Here is a 12360-nt window from a genome sequence, read left to right on the forward strand (position 1 = left end):
GGCGTCGCCGCCCCCGACCGCACACGCCTTTCTTCTCCCTACTCCGCACCAACTCTGGGTCCTCATATAGCGGTCGGCCCGGAAAGGAAAGAAACAAGTGCTCATCGCACAGCGCCCCAGCCTCTCGGAGGAGACCGTCGACCAGTTCCGGTCGCGCTTCGTCATCGAGCCGCTCGAGCCCGGCTTCGGCTACACGCTCGGCAACTCGCTGCGTCGTACCCTCCTGTCCTCGATCCCCGGTGCCGCCGTCACCAGCATCAAGATCGACGGCGTCCTCCACGAGTTCTCGACCATCGAGGGCGTCAAGGAAGACGTCACGGAGATCATCCTCAACCTCAAGGGCCTCGTCGTCTCCTCCGAGCACGACGAGCCCGTCACCATGTACCTGCGCAAGTCGGGTGCCGGTGACGTCACCGCCGCGGACATCGCCCCGCCGGCCGGTGTCGAGGTCCACAACCCCGACCTGAAGATCGCCACCCTCTCCGACAACGGCAAGCTCGAGCTCGAGCTCGTCGTGGAGCGCGGCCGCGGCTACGTCTCGGCCGTCCAGAACAAGGGCGCCGACAACGAGATCGGCCGCATCCCGGTCGACTCGATCTACAGCCCCGTGCTGAAGGTGACCTACAAGGTCGAGGCCACCCGTGTCGAGCAGCGCACCGACTTCGACAAGCTCGTCATCGACGTCGAGACCAAGCCGTCGATCCTGCCCCGCGACGCCATCGCGTCGGCCGGCAAGACGCTGGTCGAGCTCTTCGGCCTGGCCCGTGAGCTCAACGTCGAGGCCGAGGGCATCGACATCGGCCCGTCGCCCGTCGACGAGCAGCTCGCCGCCGACCTCGCCCTCCCGGTCGAGGACCTGCAGCTGACCGTCCGGTCCTACAACTGCCTCAAGCGCGAGGGCATCCACACCGTGGGTGAGCTCATCAGCCGCTCCGAGCAGGACCTGCTGGACATCCGCAACTTCGGCGCGAAGTCCATCGACGAGGTCAAGGCCAAGCTGCACGAGATGGGCCTGTCCCTCAAGGACAGCGCTCCCGGCTTCGACCCGTCCGCCGCCCTCGCCAACTACAGCGACGACGAGGACGACGACGAGAGCTTCGTCGAGGACGAGCAGTTCTGAGCTGATGGCGTGAGCGTGTCGCCTGTCGACGAGGGCCGCACGGGCGCTCGCTGCGCTCGGCCCGCGGGCCCTCGTCGACGCGGCTTCGCCGCGGGCGACACGCTGCCACGCCGCAGTTGTCTTCCGTAGGTCCTGCCTCCGCCTGGCGGCAAGACACGAGAGACGCAGCCGTCGGGTGGGGCCTGGCCCCGCCTGGCGGCAAGACAAGTGAAGAAGGACCGGGCAATCGCCCGGTTCCCACCTCCGGTACCTGACACGGCCGGACCTAGCACCCGGTACCTCGTACGGCCGGGCAGGAAAGAGAGAACGACATGCCCAAGCCCAAGAAGGGTCCCCGCCTCGGCGGCAGCCCGGCGCACCAGCGCCTCATCCTCGCGAACCTCGCCACCTCGCTCTTCGAGCACGGCCGGATCACGACGACCGAGGCCAAGGCCCGCACCCTGCGGCCCTACGCCGAGAAGCTGATCACCAAGGCCAAGAAGGCCCACGCCGGCGAGAACCCGCTGCACCAGCGCCGCGAGGTCCTCAAGGTCATCCGGGACAAGGGTGTCGTGCACACCCTCTTCACGGAGATCGCGCCGACCTTCGCCGACCGCCCGGGCGGCTACACCCGCATCACCAAGATCGGCAACCGTGCCGGTGACAACGCGCCCATGGCCGTCATCGAGCTGGTGACCGAGGCGTTCACCCCGTCCGCGCCCAAGGCTGCCCCGGCTGCTCCGGCCGCCGAGGTCACCAAGCCGGCCGTGGACGCCCCGGCCGAGGTCGAGGCCACCGACGAGACCGGCGAGGCCGGGGTCGTCGACACCTCCGCGACCGACGTCGAGACCGCCGAGGCGGAGACCACCGCCGAGGAGACCGAGGCTCCGGCCGAGGACGCCGACAAGGCCTGACGCCCCGCGTCACGTCGTACGACGGCCCGCCACCCCGCCGGGGTGGCGGGCCGTCGCCGTTCCCACGACTCCGCGGCAGGACGTCGAGAAGTCGGCTCGTGCGTGCTCCGTCCGTAGACTGGGGGCATGACGATCGACCTGGGGACGCCGCGCCTGCTCGAGGACAGTGAGCGTGAGGTGCTGCTCGCCGACCCCCGCGGCTACTGCGCCGGCGTCGACCGCGCGGTCGTGACCGTGGAGCAGGCGCTTGACCTCTACGGCGCCCCGGTCTACGTGCGCAAGCAGATCGTCCACAACAAGCACGTCGTCGCCAACCTCGAGTCGCGCGGCGCGATCTTCGTCGAGGAGCTCGACGAGGTCCCGCCCGGTGCGACCGTCGTCTTCTCCGCCCACGGCGTCTCGCCGGCCGTGCACCGGCAGGCCGAGGAGCGCGAGCTCAAGACCATCGACGCCACCTGCCCGCTGGTCACCAAGGTGCACCGCGAGGCCGTGCGCTTCGCCCGCGAGGGCTACACGATCCTGCTCATCGGCCACGCCGGCCACGAGGAGGTCGAGGGCACCGCTGGTGAGGCCCCCGAGCAGACCGTCCTCGTCGAGCACCCCGACGACGTCGACCGGCTCGAGTTCCCGGCCGACGCCAAGCTGGCGTGGCTCTCGCAGACCACGCTGAGCGTCGACGAGACGATGGAGACCGTCCGCCGGCTGCGCGCGAAGTTCCCGCAGCTCGAGGACCCGCCGAGCGACGACATCTGCTACGCCACCCAGAACCGCCAGGTCGCGGTCAAGGAGATCGGCGCCGCCGCCGACCTCGTCATCGTGGTGGGCTCCGCGAACTCGTCGAACTCCGTGCGTCTCGTCGAGGTCGCGCTCGAGGCCGGCGCCAAGGCGTCGTACCGCATCGACGACGTCTCCGAGCTCGACGAGTCCTGGCTCGAGGGCGTCCGCTCGGTCAGCGTCACCTCCGGCGCCTCGGTGCCCGACCACCTCGTCCAGGAGGTGCTGGGCTACCTCGCCGAGCGCGGCTACCCCGACGCCCGGCCGGTGCAGACCGCCGAGGAGACCCTCGCGTTCTCGCTCCCCAAGGAGCTGCACCGCGACCTCAAGGCCGCCGGCCGCGCCTGAGCCATGGCCCGCTACCTCGACGTCCACCCGGACAACCCGCAGCCGCGGCTGCTCGGCCAGATCGTCGACGCGCTCAACGACGACGCCCTCATCGCCTACCCCACCGACTCCGGCTACGCGCTCGGCTGCCGCATCGGCAACCGCGACGGCCGCGACCGGATCCTGCGGATCCGCGGACTCGACGACAAGCACCACTTCACCCTGCTCTGCAAGGACTTCTCCCAGCTCGGGCAGATGGTCCACGTCGAGAACTCCGCGTTCCGCGCCATCCGCGCCGCGACCCCCGGGCCCTACACCTTCATCCTGCCCGCGATGCCCGACGTGCCCCGCCGCCTGATGCACCCCAAGAAGCGCACCGTCGGCGTCCGCATCCCCGACCACACCTTCGTCCAGGCCCTCCTCGCCGAGCTCGGCGAGCCCCTGCTCAGCTCCACCCTGATCCTCCCCGGCGAGACCGAGCCGCGGACCATGGGCTGGGAGGTCAAGGAGGACCTCGACCACGACGTGGACGTCGTCGTCGAGGCAGGGGAGACCCCGGCCGAGCCGACCACCGTCGTGGACTGGTCCGACGGCGCCCCCGAGGTCATCCGACGCGGAGCCGGCGACCCCGACCGCTTTTGATGGCGCGAGCGCGTCGCCGACTGGCTTGGTGGCGCGAGCGCGTCGCCTGTCGACGGCTGCGCGCAGGCACTCGCTCCGCTCGGCCCACGCTTGCCGCCGACGCGCCTTCGGCGCGGGCGCCGCGCTGCCGCGCGCGCGGTTGCCTTTCGTAGGTCCAGCCTCCGTCTGGCGGCAAGACCGGCGTAGGTGGTCCGAGCGTTGCTCCCGGTGGTTGAGGTGCGAGGCCGCGGGCGCCGCGCTCGTGCCTGATTGCGCGAGCGCGTCGCCTGTCGAGGTCGGCGCGCGCGGTTGGCTTCGGGAGGTGGCACAGTCCGTCTGGCGGCAAGCCTTGGGTGCGCTTCGCCTGACTCCCGGTGGTTGAGGTGYGAGGCCGCCCGCGGCCGAGCCTCGAAACCTCCGGGCCTGCGGGGCGGGCTGCGGTGAGCAGGGTCAGCGCGGGTGGGTGGTGAGGTACTGGCGGCGTACGGCGAGGAGGGCGAGGCAGGCGCCGTAGCCGAGGGCCAGGGCGATCCCGTGCGAGGAGAGGCCGGAGACGGTCGCCTGCACCACGCCGTCGCGCTCGTCGGCGACCGCACCAGGCTCGGCGATGGCGAGCAGCAGCACGACGGCCAGCATCGCCAGCGGCGGGAAGACGCCGACGGAGAAGAAGTCGCGGGGGCGGACGAGCAGCGCGAGGCCGACGCAGACCGTCGCGAAGACGAGGTCGTGGAACAGGCCGAGGCCGTCGGAGAGGACCAGGTCGACCACCGCCGCCGACATGATGAGCGCGCTCGCGAGGCGCAGCGCCCCGCCGGCGGGGCGGGTGCCGGCGTCCCAGAGCGTGGCGGGACGGGCGCGGACGGAGCTCACCCCTCCACGCTAGGACGTGAGGGCGCCCGACCAGCGGATTTCCCCGGCCGGGTCGGGTCGGTCGGGTCGGTCGGGTCAGTCGGCGAGGTCGACGAGGTCGACGACCACGGGGGCGTGGTCGGACGGCGCTCCCGGGAACACCGACGGGTCGCGCTCCTCGCGGTCGATGAACGCCCCGGTCACCCGCTCGGCGAAGGACGCGGAGCCGAGGACGAAGTCGATCTTGAGGCCGCGGTCGCGCTCGAAGCGCTGGCGGTAGTAGTCCCAGTAGGTGTAGCTCGGGGCGTGGTCGCGGGTCACCTCGGACCAGCCGCCGTCGAGGAACGCCTGGAAGGCGGCGCGCTCGGCGGGGGTGACGTGCGTGGAGTTCCTGAACTGCTTGACGTCGAAGACGTCGTCGTCGGTGGGGCAGATGTTCCAGTCGCCGACGAGCGCGGTGGGGGTGTCGAGCCACTCACCGGCGGCCTCGCGCAGGCGGGCGAGCCAGTCGAGCTTGTAGACGTAGTGCGGGTCGTCGGGCTTGCGCCCGTTCGGCACGTAGAGGCTCCACACCCGCACCCCGCCGCAGGTCGCACCGAGGGCACGCGCCTCGACCTCGGCGGTGTCGCCGTACCCCGGCTGGCCGGGGAAGCCGACGGTCACCTCCTCGAGGCCGACGCGGCTGATCAGCGCCACACCGTTCCACTGGTTGAGCCCGTGTGCCGCGACCTCGTAGCCGCGCGCCTGCAGGCCCATGAGGGGCAGCTGGTCCTCGCGTGCCTTCGTCTCCTGCACGGCGAGCACGTCGATGTCGTGCCGCTCGAGGAAGGCTTCCACGCGGCCGATCCGCGTGCGCAGGGAGTTCACGTTCCAGGTGGCCAGTCGCACCGGCCAACCCTAAGGTGCACGCATGGACCGCGTGCGGCGGGGACCCGGGCTGGCGGTTGTCGTCGCGCTCGTGGCCGGTGCGCTCGCCGGGGGTCTCGCGGGCGGCTTCCCCGACCTCCACGTCTACCGGTACGGCGGCGACACGGTCCTGCACGGCGGCGGGCTCTACGACGCCGACGACCCGGTGACCGGCTACCCGTTCACCTACCCTCCCTTCGCGGCGCTACTGATGGTGCCGCTGGCCGTGGTGCCCGGCTGGGTGGCGGCCGCAGCGTGGACCGGGGCGTCGACGGCAGCCCTGGTCGCCACGGTGGCCCTCGTGCTGCGGGCGCAGGACCGGCCGGTGCCGGCGTGGTTGCTCGTCGGGACCGGTGTGGCCGCGCTGGGCCTGGAGCCGGTGTGGCAGACGCTGTCGTTCGGGCAGGTGAACCTGCTGCTGGTGCTGGCGTTGCTCGTCGACCTGCTCGGCCCGCGGCGGAGGTGGTCAGGCGTGCTGGTCGGGGTGGCGGCGGGCATCAAGCTCACCCCGCTCGTCCTCGTCGTGCTGCTCGTCCTGGTCGGCCGGCGCACCGACGCCGGGCGGGCGGTGGCGACGTTCGCGGTGACGGTGGCGCTCGGGTTCGTCGCGCTGCCGGGACCCGCGGCGTCGTACTGGACGGACGGACTGCTGGAGGCGCGCCGGGTCGGTCCACCGGCCCTGGCGCACAACCAGTCCGTCCACGGGGCGCTGACCCGCGTCCTCGGCGAGCCCGCCCCGGTGTGGCTGTGGCTGCTCGTCGCCGGCCCGGTCGCGCTCGCCGTGCTCGCCGTCGCGGTGCGGCGCTGGCGTGACGGCGACGAGCTGCTCGCGGCCTGCCTCGCCGGCATCGCCATGCTCGTCGCGTCGCCGGTGTCGTGGTCGCACCACTGGGTGTGGGCGGTGCCGCTGGCGCTCGTGCTGTGGGGGCGCTCCCGGCTCGCAGCGCTCGCGTGGACGGCGGTGTTCGTGGCCCGGCCGTTCACCTGGCCGCCCTGGGCGGAGGGCCGGGAGTACGACTGGCGCTGGTTCGAGCACCTGCCCGGCAACGCCTACCTGCTCGCCGGCCTCGCGCTCACGGTCGCAGCGGCGGTGCCAGGTGCCGTCAGCGGGCGAACGCGGCGAGGAACCGGTCCCGGACCTGGTCCATCCGCCACACCGGGGCGTCCGGGTCCGGGTGGATCCCCGGCTGCCAGCCCCAGCCCTCGATCCGACGGATCACCTCGGGGTCCTGGGCGAGCACGGTGACCGGCACGTCCCGGCCGGGGGAGGGGCCGCTGACGAACGAGTGCGGCTGGTGGTCGCCGACGATGATGACGACGCGGTCGGGGTCGGGCCAGGTCGTGAGGAAGGAGAGCAGCGTGCGCCAGGTGTAGCGCACGGACGCGGCGTAGTTGCGCTGCGCAGCCTCGGGCTCGTCGTCGCCGTCGACCGCCTCCGCGCCGCGTTCCGGCATGCCGTCGAACACCGAACCGTCGCCGACCTGCGGCCACGGCACCAGCTCGGGCACGGGCGCCCAGGGGTGGTGGCTCGAGACGAGGTCGACCTCGGCGAACACCGGTGCCCGGTCGGCCGGGGCCAGCTCGGCGCGGCGCAGGTGGTCCAGCGTGTACTGGTCCGGCATCGAGGCGTAGCCGAACTCCGGCCCGCGGTAGCCGACGTTCCGCGAGTCGTGGAGCGCGTCGAAGCCGTAGTACGCCGCTCCCTCGGGCCAGTCGCGGGTGTTGGCCGGCACCGCGAACACCGTGCGCCACCCCGCGTCCGCGAACGCGCTGGTGAGGCTGACCCGGTTGCTGTCGAGGAGCTGGGCGTAGCGCTGCTCGCTGTCCGCCCACGCACCCGACTGCAGGGTGCCGTGCGCCAGCCAGCTCGCGGCGCCGAAGGTCGGCGAGGTGAGGAAGGCGCTGCGGGAGTGGTAGCCGGCGGCGGCCAGCTGCCGGTCGCCGCGCTCGAGGACGTCCACCACGGACGGGGCGAACCAACTGTCCTCCAGCGCGACCCGGCCGTAGCTCTCGAACCACACGAGCAGCACGTCCTTGCCGCGCAGGCCGCGCAGCAGCTCGTCGCCGGGCACGCGGGCGTAGTCGTCGTCCTCGAGCACCCGGGTGAAGACGTAGGTGTCGTCGCGGTCGGCGCGCACCTGCTCGACGGTGTCCGCCACCCCGCCGACGGGGCCACCGACGGCAGCACACACCGCCCACACCACGGCCAGCGCGGCGAGGCTGCGCCACGTGGTGCGCGGGTGCTCGGCCGCCGTCCGCGCCACCCGCACCGCGGCCCGGGTCAGGCCAGTCGCCAGCGCGGCGACGGCCGCAGCCAGGCCCACGGCAGCGAGCACGGCGGGCAGCGTGCCCTCGGTGTCGCGCAGCACCTCGAAGCCCTTCGGCAGGTAGGACCAGTCACCGAGCACGTGGAAGGACCGGTCGAGGTAGAGGTCGAAGCCCAGGCCCAGCCCGCGCAGCACCGCCAGGACGGTCGCCCCGACCCCCACCGCGCCCGCGAGCACGAGCCGGCCCCGGGCCGGCAGCAGCAGGGCGACGGCGAGCAGCACCAGCCCCTCCACCGGGATGCGTACGACGTCGGCGAGCCCCAGGCCGTCGACCACCCGCGGCGGGGCGAGCGCCACCCACAGCACCGCGACGGCGGCCAGCGTGACCAGGCGCGGCGGCGGCTCCGTCGTACCGGCGGGCAGCGGGGCGTCGGCCGGGTCACCGCGGTGCCGCCACTGCCACAGCACGTCGTGGCCGAACGACTCGACGAGCAGCAGCAGGGCGACCACGAGGGCGCTGCGGGCCGTGGAGTCCGGCAGCAGGCCGGACGCGGCGACCGCCAGCACGACGCCCTGCACCGCGGCGACGACCTTCGCCCAGTAGCGCGGCGGCGTCGGCCGCCGCAGCCAGGGCAGCGGTCGCTGCGCGAGGACGTAGGCGTAGCGCATCGCGCCGATCGCGAGCACCCACCAGCCCAGCAGCGGCGCGACGTGCACGCTGAGCGCCGCGATCAGGAACGCGTCGGTCTCCATGTCGAAGCGCGCGCCGAACGCGCTGGCGGTCGCGGTGCGGCGGGCGACCCAGCCGTCGACGGCGTCGAGCACCAGCGCGACCGCGGCGAGGGCGACCAGGACGGCCGTGAGCGTGGTGTCCAGCGGCTCGACGAGGCCGCGGACGGCGAGCACGGCGACCGCGACGGCGAGCACGGCCCGCGTCGCGGTCACCCAGTCCGCCGGGCCCGGCCCGGCGCGGCGCTGGTCCCGATCCATCGCACCTCCGCCCCGATAGTGTCGTACGTCACGAGGACGCGAAAGGAGTCCACGGTGGTCGTTCAGGCTCGGGCGTACTGGACCGCCGAACCCGGCCGGGGCGAGGTCCGCACCGTCGAGCTCCCGGACCCGGGGCACGGTGAGGTGCTGGTGCGCGCGCTGCGCTCGGGGATCAGCCGCGGCACCGAGACGATCGTCCACCAGGGCCGGGTGCCCGCCAGCCAGCGCGCGGTGATGCGCGCGCCCTTCCAGGAGGGCGACTTCCCGGGTCCGGTGAAGTACGGCTACCTCAGCGTCGGCGTCGTCGAGCGCGGGCCGGACGGGCTCGTCGGCCGCACCGTGTTCTGCCTGCACCCGCACCAGACCGCGTACGTCGTGCCGGCCGACGCCGTCGTGTCGGTGCCCGACGGCGTGCCGGCCGAGCGCGCCGTCCTGGCCGGCACCGTCGAGACCGCCCTCAACGCGCTGTGGGACGCACCACCGCTGCTCGGCGACCACGTCACCGTCATCGGTGCCGGGCTGGTCGGCTGCTGCGTCGCCCGGCTCGCCGCCGGGGTCCCGGGGGTACGGGTCACCCTCGTCGACACCGACCCGGCGCGGGCCGAGGTGGCCGCCGCGCTCGGCTGCTCGTTCGCCGCGCCCGGCGACGACCTCGGCCGCAGCGACCTCGTCGTGCACGCCAGCGCCACCGAGGCCGGTCTGCGCCGCGCGCTCGAGGTGGTGCAGCCGGAGGGCACGGTGCTCGACCTTTCCTGGTACGGCGACCGGCCGGTCGCCGTACCGCTGGGGGAGGCGTTCCACTCCGGCCGGCTCACCCTGCGCAGCAGCCAGGTCGGCGCGGTGTCACCCGCCCGCCGCGGCACGCGCACCCATCGCGACCGGCTCGCGCTCGCGCTGGAGCTGCTGCGGGACCCGGCGTTCGACGTGCTGCTCACCGGGTCCTCGCCCTTCGACGCGCTGCCCGCCGTGATCGCGAAGATCGCCGAGGGCGCGATGCCGGGCCTGTGCCACGTCATCGACTACCCGGCCGACCACCCCCACGAGAGCCAGGAGGACTGATGTTCCGGGTGACCGTCCGCGACCACATCATGATCGCGCACAGCCTGCAGGGGGAGGTGTTCGGTCCGGCGCAGCGGCTGCACGGCGCGACCTACGTCGTCGACGCGACCTTCGCCGGACCCGAGCTCGACGCCGACGGCATCCTCCTCGACATCGGTCGCGCCACCGAGGTGGTGCGCGGCGTGCTCGGCCGGCTGCACTACCGCAACCTCGACGACGAGGACGTGCTCGCCGGGCAGAACAGCTCCACCGAGGTGCTCGCTCGCTGGGTGGCCGACTCGCTTGCCGACCGGGCGACCGGCGGCGACCTCGGCCCCGGCGGCCGCAACCTCACCGGGATCGAGGTCACGCTGCACGAGTCGCACGTCGCTCGCGCCAGCTACGAGCGGACGCTGTGAGGCTGCACCTGCTGGTGCCCGACGGCATCGCCGATCCGCGTCGGCCCAGCGGCGGCAACACCTACGACCGCCGGCTCGCCGCTGGCCTCGGTGCTGCCGGGTGGCAGGTCGCGGAGCACCACGTCGGGCGGGTGCCGCTCGCCGACGCGCTGGCCGGGCTGCCCGACGGTGCCCTCGTGCTCGTCGACGGCCTCGTCGCCTCCACCACACCCGCGCTGGTGGCGGAGAGCGGTCGGCTGCGCACCGCCGTGCTGCTGCACATGCCGGGCTCGGGCCCGTGCGAGCCCGAGGTCCTGCGCGCCGTGCACGCCGTCGTGGTCCCCAGCCGCTGGGCCCGCGACCGGGTCACCGACCTCGGCGTCCCGGCCGGTCGCGTGCACGTCGCGGCGCCGGGCGTCGACCACGGCCCCGTCGTCGCGGGCTCGCCCGGCGGCACCCGCCTGCTCTGCGTCGGCCCGGTCACCCCCGCCAAGGGGTACGACGTCCTGCTGGCCGCACTCGCCGACCTGGTCGACCTCGCCCACCTGCCGTGGCGGTGCCGCTGGGTCGGGGCGCTCGACCTCGACCCCGGCTTCGTGGCCGACCTGCGCGCCGAGGCCGCGCGGCTCGGCATCGCCGACCGGGTCGAGCTCACCGGACCCGTCGCGGCGACCGGGCTCGACACCCTGCGTGCCGACACCGACCTGGTCGTCGCCCCGTCCCGGCGCGAGTCGTGGGGGATGGCGCTCGCCGAGGGCCTCGCCCGCGGCCTGCCCGCCGTCGCAACCGACGTCGGCGGCCACCCCGAGGCGCTCGGCTCGGTCGGGTCGGTCGACGACGAGCCGCCCGGGGCGCTCGTGCCTGCGGGGGACGCCGCTGCCCTCGCCGCCGAGCTGCGGTCGTGGCTCACCGACCCCGCCCTGCGCGACCGGTGGCGGTCCGCCGCGGCCCGGCGCCGCTCCGCGCTCGGGAGCTGGGCCGGGACCGTGGAGCAGGTGGCCGCTGCCCTCGATCCCGTCGCGCGGGGCGTCGTACCGACGGGGCGGGGGTAGCGGACGGATGAGGACCGGGCAGGTGACGGCGTGGGCGAGGATCCGGCTGGCGGTGGCCGTCGCGATCCTCGTCGTGATCGTCGTGCGCCTCGGCGCCGAGCCCTTCCTCGACGGGCTGCGGCACACCGATCCGCTCGCCCTGCTCGTCGCGCTCGTGGTCACCGCGATCACGACCGCCTGCTGCGCCCGCCGCTGGAGCGTCGTGGCTGCCCGCCTCGACGTGCACGTGCCCTTCGCGACCGCCTACCGCAGCTGCTACCGCTCCCAGCTCCTCAACGCGACCCTGCCCGGCGGGGTCGTCGGCGACGTGCACCGCGGCTACCGCCACGGCCGCGACACCGGCGAGCTGGGCCGTGGCTTCCGGTCGGTGGCCTGGGACCGCGCGAGCGGGCAGGCGGTGCAGGTCGCGATGGTGGCCGCCGTCGTACCCCTGCTGCCGGAATCGGTCCGCGGCTGGGTGCTCACCGTGCTGGGCGCCGTCGTCCTCCTCGGCGCACTGCTCCTCTCCGCGGCCCGCCGCGAGGCCGTCGCTGCCCTCGGCCGCGGCTGGCCGGAGGTGCTCGTCCTGTCGGCGCTCGCCGCTGCCGGGCACGCCGTCGTGTTCCTGGTCGCCGCCCGCACCGCCGGCGTCGAGCTGTCGACCCCGCGCCTGCTCGCCCTCGCCCTCCTGGTCCTGCTCGCCTCCGCACTCCCCGTCAGCATCGCCGGCTGGGGGCCGCGGGAGGGCGCGGCGGCGTGGGCCTTCGGCGCCGCCGGACTGGGCGCCGCCACCGGCGTCGAGGTGGCCGTCGTCTACGGCGTCATGTCGCTGGTGGCGACGCTGCCGGGCATGCTGGTACGTGTGCCCGGTCCACCGGCCCCGTCGAGGACACGAAGGGAGGCCGCGCATGGGTGAACGGCCCTACGTCCTCCTGAGCTGCTCGGTCTCCCTCGACGGCTACCTGGACAGTGCGGGGGAGGGGCGCCTGCTGCTCTCCAACGATGCTGACTTCGACCGCGTCGACGAAGTGCGCGCCGGCTGCGACGCGATCCTCGTCGGCGCCGCCACCGTCCGCAACGACGACCCCCGCCTCCTCGTCCGTTCCGAGGAGCGCCGACGGCCGCCCCGCTGGCCCGGTCAAGGTC

General features: G+C 74.0%; 12 protein-coding genes and 1 pseudogene. 10 read left to right on the forward strand and 3 right to left on the reverse strand.

The genetic code is table 11. From position 1 onward, the window contains the following. Positions 1-97: 97 nt before the first annotated feature. The 4 genes from L615_RS07895 (at position 98) to L615_RS07910 (ending at position 3756) form a co-directional block, all read left to right on the forward strand. Positions 98-1120 carry a DNA-directed RNA polymerase subunit alpha gene (locus tag L615_RS07895; protein WP_028656373.1) on the forward strand — a complete coding sequence of 341 codons (1023 nt, stop codon included), beginning with the start codon at positions 98-100 and terminating at the stop codon, positions 1118-1120. Between the two features lie 311 nt (positions 1121-1431). Next, entirely contained in the window at positions 1432-2013 is a 582-nt protein-coding gene (gene rplQ, locus L615_RS07900) for a 50S ribosomal protein L17 (protein WP_145724717.1), read from the forward strand. A gap of 126 nt (positions 2014-2139) precedes the next feature. Beyond that, positions 2140-3135, forward strand: a complete 996-nt coding sequence (locus L615_RS07905; RefSeq protein WP_084255339.1) for a 4-hydroxy-3-methylbut-2-enyl diphosphate reductase — start codon at positions 2140-2142, stop codon at positions 3133-3135. Between the two features lie 3 nt (positions 3136-3138). Beyond that, a complete protein-coding gene (locus tag L615_RS07910) occupies positions 3139-3756 on the forward strand; it encodes an L-threonylcarbamoyladenylate synthase (RefSeq protein ID WP_145724718.1) in 618 nt (205 codons plus the stop codon). Between the two features lie 429 nt (positions 3757-4185). Here the strand turns inward: L615_RS07910 and L615_RS07915 are convergent, their stop codons facing one another. Together L615_RS07915 and L615_RS07920 are read right to left on the reverse strand one after the other, a co-directional pair. Next, positions 4186-4605 carry a DUF6542 domain-containing protein gene (locus L615_RS07915; RefSeq protein WP_145724719.1) on the reverse strand — a complete coding sequence of 140 codons (420 nt, stop codon included), beginning with the start codon at positions 4603-4605 and terminating at the stop codon, positions 4186-4188. Positions 4606-4680: 75 nt separating this feature from the next. Then, positions 4681-5472, reverse strand: coding sequence for an exodeoxyribonuclease III (locus L615_RS07920; protein ID WP_145724720.1), 792 nt, complete (start codon positions 5470-5472; stop codon positions 4681-4683). 22 nt (positions 5473-5494) lie between these two features. On the opposite strand from L615_RS07920, the pseudogene L615_RS24100 reads away from it, so the two are divergent. Continuing rightward, positions 5495-6349, forward strand: a pseudogene (locus L615_RS24100) (glycosyltransferase 87 family protein); the annotation flags it as partial. Between the two features lie 244 nt (positions 6350-6593). On the opposite strand, the gene L615_RS07930 reads toward L615_RS24100, so the two are convergent. After that, positions 6594-8747, reverse strand: coding sequence for a CDP-alcohol phosphatidyltransferase family protein (locus L615_RS07930; protein ID WP_145724722.1), 2154 nt, complete (start codon positions 8745-8747; stop codon positions 6594-6596). Positions 8748-8801: 54 nt separating this feature from the next. On the opposite strand from L615_RS07930, the gene L615_RS07935 reads away from it, so the two are divergent. The 5 genes from L615_RS07935 to L615_RS07955 form a co-directional block, all read left to right on the forward strand. After that, positions 8802-9806, forward strand: a complete 1005-nt coding sequence (locus L615_RS07935; protein ID WP_028656380.1) for a zinc-binding alcohol dehydrogenase — start codon at positions 8802-8804, stop codon at positions 9804-9806. Continuing rightward, positions 9806-10204 (forward strand): 6-carboxytetrahydropterin synthase, encoded by a 399-nt coding sequence (locus tag L615_RS07940; protein ID WP_028656381.1) that lies wholly within the window; start codon positions 9806-9808, stop codon positions 10202-10204. The genes L615_RS07935 and L615_RS07940 overlap by 1 nt, the downstream gene beginning before the upstream one ends. Then, entirely contained in the window at positions 10201-11235 is a 1035-nt protein-coding gene (locus tag L615_RS07945; protein ID WP_222430484.1) for a glycosyltransferase family 4 protein, read from the forward strand. Before L615_RS07940 ends, L615_RS07945 begins: the two co-directional genes overlap by 4 nt. A 7-nt stretch (positions 11236-11242) precedes the next feature. After that, positions 11243-12130, forward strand: a complete 888-nt coding sequence (locus tag L615_RS07950) for a lysylphosphatidylglycerol synthase transmembrane domain-containing protein (protein ID WP_145724723.1) — start codon at positions 11243-11245, stop codon at positions 12128-12130. Then, on the forward strand, positions 12123-12360 hold a 238-nt coding region (locus L615_RS07955; RefSeq protein ID WP_186449776.1), incomplete at its 3' end, for a dihydrofolate reductase family protein. The genes L615_RS07950 and L615_RS07955, both read left to right, overlap by 8 nt.

Origin of the sequence: Nocardioides sp. J9, from assembly GCF_007829375.1 — a bacterium.
Lineage (GTDB): Bacteria > Actinomycetota > Actinomycetes > Propionibacteriales > Nocardioidaceae > Nocardioides.